Raw genomic sequence first — 4,998 nt, 5'->3', positions numbered from 1 at the left:
TCATAAGAATATCCAAAACTAAAACCTGTAAAATATCCCAATTTTGCAGGATTACTCCAGACATCCAGCGGATTTTGATTCCAGATATTAGCACAACCACTATAATTACCAAAAGCTACATCCGTTGCAGAAGGATTAATCAAAGTGAAAGGACAAGCATATTCATATGTTGCAAACATTTCAATGCTGATCAGCAGTAGTATAAGAATTATGAATCTTTTCATTTTTTCTCCTTTTTTTATAAACTTTCCGAAAATTTAGAAAATCACATAAGACTGAACTCCATCCGTCAGTTGCCGGATGAAGTCCAGTTCATAAATTCTTAAATCTTTTTCAAAATTTCATTCGCTTCTTTTTCCAGTTCCAGAAATTCATTCAACATTTGAATTTGCTTTTCTCTGTTCTCTTGATCCCAGATCAAATCAGGATTGGGAACATGCGGCGAAGGAATTTCCTGAAAATGTTTATATAGAAGTTCTGCTTCATCATTATAAATTTCCGCTAATTCCGTGACCAGGTCTTTATCTTTTTTAAATTTCTCGATGTTGTTCAGGAGATACTCTTTGGTAATTGATCTTGCTTCCATCAAGCTGTAATAGATCCACCAGTTTGCCAACTTCATTTCATCGAAGACTTTTTTATCGGCTTCTTTATAGGATTTTTCATCTTTCAGATCAATGATCCATTCCTCGATGGCTTTGATTCCGGAAAAATATTCATCATATTTTTCCGTATTATAAAGTTCATTAGCAATTTCAAATGATTCAGCATATAAAGGTGAAATATTTGCTTTTTTATGATCTTTGATCACAAAAATAATCCAGGGGAATTTCCGGGCAATTTCATAACCATCTGTTTTATCAAAATATGTTCGGCAGAATAATTCTTTTCCATCTTTCTGATAACCTGTGATCAATCCCCATTCAGGAACTTCGATCAGATCGATAGCGATAACAGGAAAACCTTTATCAATACTTTTCAGAATGATCTTTCGCATCTCCTCTTCTGATCTCATCTCAATATCTTTTTCTATAAACTCATCGCTTTGCAGGTGATAAACATCAAAATCATAACCTAATTTTTTCAAGATATCTTCACCGACATTTTTACCGCAAGTTGCATCAGGAGAACTGGGACAAAATCCATCAAAGAAATGTAATCTGAAGCCATAACCGGATAGTCCGACCAGATCTTCATAGCTCGTTTTCTGTCCGAATTTTTCTTCGATCAGAGTCAATGCTCCGAGAAAGGAATTCTCCATTCCTATTCCCCATCCTAATTTCCCGATTCCATCGATCACAACGGCATTATCATCCATCTTATGATCAGGTATTAATTCCTGCAGATAAACTCCTATCTGTCCTTTCGGGATCTTGATCGGAATAACAGCCTGTCCTCTTAAAAAAGTAACTTCAACTTCATCGGTTTTAACTGCTTCTTTACATTCTGCTAATTGCTTTAAAGTATGAACAGGTTTTCCATCATAAGTTAACAGAATATCACTGATCTTAGCTCCCGCTTTTTCAATCGCAGTTCCTTCATTAAAACCGGTTATCTTCAATTTCATCAAACTCTCCTTCTCTGTCTGTTCAGCGACAAGTAAACTTGTTATTAACATAACAGTTAACGAAAAAATAATAATGATCTTCTTCATCTTTTCCCCTCCCTTTTTCTATTCATCAAAAAGAAAAATTGAGATATTTGGTGTCAATTAAAAAAGGTGAAAGGGACAAGTTTCAAGGAACAAGATGCAAGTCATCAATTAATCATTCTCCGTCAGGTTTAGTTCTCTACTGCGGAAACCGTAACCCATCACATCGGAAACATCGGTCAGGAGGACAAAGGCTTTGGGATCGATATCCTTAACAATTTCCCGCATCAATGCAACATGTCTTCTATTCATCGCACAGAAGATCATATTGAATTCTTTCCCAGAATACGCACCTTCAGCTTTGAGGAAGGTTACTCCGCGATTTATCTTATCAAATATCTTTTCTTTGATCTTATCAGATTGTTCCGAAATTATATAAACACCTTTGACATACGGCATACCCATACTTGCCAGATCAGTTATTTTTGCAGTGATAAACAAATTTACATATCCCCAGATAATAAGTTTCAGATCGGAGAAGACAATGCCGATAGAAAGGATGATCAAAGTTTCAACGATCCAATAGCCCATTCCTATGGAAACTCCGAACTTCTGTTTGATCAGAGCAACGGGAATATCCGTTCCGCCGGTCGAACCTCTGAAACGGAAGATGATTCCCAATCCTAAACCGAGAAGAACAGAACCGGCAATCGCAGAGAGGTAGATATCCTGAGGAGAAAGCATGGCAATCACCTGTTCTCCATTCTGCTCAAAAGTATATTTTGCCAAATCTTTGATCAAACCCAATGAATGAAGATTCTTCAAATCCATAAAATCAGTCAGGATAGAAGCCATGATCATTCCATAAAGAGAGCGCGCTCCGAATCTTTTCCCCATAAAAATAAAACTTAACACAAAAAGCGGGATATTCAATAATAACATCGAAGTTCCTGCCGGGATATGGAAGATATGAAAAAGTATCTGGGCTAATCCGCTCACTCCACCCGGAGAAATCTTATACGGGATCAGAAACCAGGAATAGGAAATCGCCAGCAGCATTGCTCCGCAGGCAATTCCAACATGCTGAATGATATGCCTTCTAATTAAATTTTTTATCATCATCTAACTCCTTTGAGGTGCGTAATTTCAAAAGCCGATTTTTAAGTCAAATAAAATGAAAAAAAAGATATATACTGTTCTATCAGCCTTTAAAACAGTAATATAAAACGAAACTTCTTGACTTCTGTTCTCATAAATAAATTTGATAATCACGCAAGACTCGACTTGCAATGTTCGCAGGGAATGCGAGTTGAGAATTGCGAACATTTTGGACAGATTGTTCTCGACTCGCACTTCGTTACGAGTCAAGTCCAATCTTTCAAATAGAAGGAGGACGGTTGTTCAAAGTAGAGATCAAGATAAATCATAAATATTATAAGAAGATCGCTTATTCCAAACCGATCACGATCGGGGAGATCATAAAGGAAAAAGAATTCAAGGAGAAAGGAATCATTGCGTATGTACTGAATTGTGACTATACAACTTCAAAAGAACTTATTAAAACGGATGCAGAAGTAGATCTGATCACCTCTAATTCTTCGGAAGGTTTCCGCATTTATCAGGACACGGCTATTTTCGTTATGATGAAGGCATTTTATCGTCTCTTTCCCGCAAAAACGAAATTTATCGTGGAACATTCTATCGGGAATGGTGTCTACGGAGAGATCTTCGGCAAAGACATTTTTACGGCAGAGAAGGTGAAAGAACTTAAACATGAAATGCTCGAGATCATAAACAGGAAACTTCCTATAGAGAAGATCAATATCAGTCTTTCCGAAGCGGAAAACATATTTTCAAAAAAAGGAAACGGAGAGATCTTTTCTCATTTATCCTATCATAAGATAGATATTTTCAAATGCGAGGAATATGATGATTATTTCCTGAGGCAACTCGCAGAAAATACTTCTGCGATCCGGAATTTTGATCTGCTTTATCATTCACCGGGGATCATTTTGAGATTTCCGGATAAGGATTCCCTTCAAATAAAGGGAGAATTTCAATTTCCGCGTAAACTTTTTGCCACGCACCAGGAGCATGATAAATGGTTGAAGATAATAAGAGTTCATAATGTGAGTGCGCTCAATAAAGCAAAGGATACTTATCGTCTGGCAGATATGATCCAGGTCGAGGAAGCCCTTCACGAGAAGAAGATCGTGTTCATTGCGGACGAAATATCAAGGCAAAAGGATGTGAAGGTGATCCTGATCGCAGGTCCTTCTTCTTCCGGGAAAACGACTTATGCCAAAAGACTTTCCATCCATCTGCGGGTCAATGGTCTTAATCCGCAAATTATCCAGTTAGATGATTATTTCCTGCCGCGTTATCTGACTCCAAAAAAGGAAAGCGGAGAATTTGATTTCGAGTCTTTACAGGCAATCGATCTCCAGCTTCTGAACGATAATCTGCAGGATTTTCTTGCCGGTAAAGAGATAGACCTGCCGAAATTCAATTTCCTGACCGGAGAAAGAGAGAATATTTACCGGAAACTTACTCCCAAAAAAGATGCTGTTCTGATCCTCGAAGGAATTCATGGTTTGAATGATAAGCTGACAGAGTCTGTTCCTTTCAATCAGAAGGTGAAAATATATGTGAGTGCGTTGAACAACCTCAATATAGATGCTCATAATCGTATTCCTACGACAGATTCCCGTAAGATCAGGAGAATTATCCGCGATCATAAGTTCCGTGGTTATTCGGCAGAGCAGACACTCGACCGTTGGGATAGTATTGCTGAAGGTGAGGATAAGAATATCTTTCCTTTCCAGGAAAACTCTGACTTTATGTTCAACTCCACTCTTACTTATGAGCTCGGAGTTCTGAAAAAACATATTATGCCCCTTTTGCAGAATGTAACCTGCTATTGTCCCCAGTTCCAGGAAGCAAAAAGACTGATAAAACTCCTCGATCATATCTCCACTATCCATGATGAACTGGTGCCGTCTCATTCTATTTTGCGGGAATTTATCGGGGGGAGCTTGTTTAATTATTAACTCACCCCCAGCCCCTCTTTTGAGAAGAGAGGGGAGTATAATGCGGAAATAACTCTGAAAGAGTTGAATATTAATAGCCGGAGGTAAAACCTCCGGAGCATAATAGCAGACAGGAAACAACTCTGAAGGAGTTGAATAAAAATGATTGTAGCGTTTAATGTTCAATCCTTTCAGGATTGGGACTGTTTTATCTCTTCCTAACCGGAGATTCAATCTCCGGCTATAAAGATTGAATCCTTTCAGGATTAGTTGGAAGATAGAAATATCTTGTTGAAATTGAAATAAAAAAGATTAGAAAACATAAATCTGAAAGAGTTGAATATTAATAGCCGGAGGTAAAACCTCCGGAGCATAATA

General features: G+C 37.8%; 4 protein-coding genes. 1 reads left to right on the top strand and 3 read right to left on the bottom strand.

Annotated elements, in window-relative coordinates:
* The 3 genes from ENL20_09770 to ENL20_09760 all read right to left on the bottom strand — a co-directional run.
* A partial coding sequence (locus ENL20_09770; GenBank protein ID HHE38844.1) for a hypothetical protein occupies positions 1 to 224 on the bottom strand: 224 nt, incomplete at its 3' end.
* Between the two features lie 98 nt (positions 225 to 322).
* Positions 323 to 1,654: a hypothetical protein gene (locus tag ENL20_09765; GenBank protein ID HHE38843.1), complete on the bottom strand. Its 1,332-nt coding sequence runs from the start codon at positions 1,652 to 1,654 to the stop codon at positions 323 to 325.
* A 108-nt stretch (positions 1,655 to 1,762) separates the two neighbouring features.
* Entirely contained in the window at positions 1,763 to 2,710 is a 948-nt protein-coding gene (locus tag ENL20_09760; GenBank protein ID HHE38842.1) for a YitT family protein, read from the bottom strand.
* Between the two features lie 278 nt (positions 2,711 to 2,988).
* On the opposite strand from ENL20_09760, the gene ENL20_09755 reads away from it, so the two are divergent.
* Positions 2,989 to 4,641: a nucleoside kinase gene (locus tag ENL20_09755; GenBank protein HHE38841.1), complete on the top strand. Its 1,653-nt coding sequence runs from the start codon at positions 2,989 to 2,991 to the stop codon at positions 4,639 to 4,641.
* Positions 4,642 to 4,998: the final 357 nt, after the last annotated feature.

It is taken from the genome of Candidatus Cloacimonadota bacterium (assembly GCA_011372345.1).
In the GTDB taxonomy this organism is placed as follows: domain Bacteria; phylum Cloacimonadota; class Cloacimonadia; order Cloacimonadales; family TCS61; genus DRTC01.
Note: the sequence above shows the minus strand (reverse complement) of the source record. Positions and strands in the feature narration are given on the sequence as shown.